Here is a 363-nt window from a genome sequence, read left to right as displayed (position 1 = left end):
AATCAGCGCGCCGCCCAAGTGGTCCTTGACCAGCGCTTCGTGGACACGTTCAGCCAGTTTCGCTTGCGCAAATTCGGCAAAGGCACGCGAGAATGTGGCCTCGTCGGGCACCACCTTGGTCATCGAAAAACCGCACAAGCGCTTAAGTGAGCGGTCCATCGCGAGCCGCTCAATCAGCGCCCTGGTCGTGGCCAGGCCCAGAACCGCCTTGGCGACGAAGGCATTAGCGAGCGCGCTACGGTCATGCGGTTTGCGGCCGATTCCCTGCCAAGCATGCACCGTCCATTCTTCGATCCGAACCCAATCGAGAATGTGCACCAGCTTCTCCAACTTCGGCGTGAGCGCGCCGCATTCTTGCTTCAA

1 protein-coding gene is annotated in these 363 nt (G+C 60.3%); it reads right to left on the bottom strand.

Features of this window, described 5'->3' with window-relative positions; genetic code table 11:
* Positions 1-363, bottom strand: a 363-nt coding sequence (locus F2P45_RS34730; RefSeq protein ID WP_223164935.1) for a transposase, incomplete at both ends; no start/stop codon positions are given.

This window comes from Massilia mucilaginosa (assembly GCF_011682145.1).
GTDB classification, from domain to species: Bacteria; Pseudomonadota; Gammaproteobacteria; order Burkholderiales; family Burkholderiaceae_D; genus Telluria_A; species Telluria_A mucilaginosa.
This window is presented reverse-complemented; position numbering and strand designations above follow the sequence as displayed.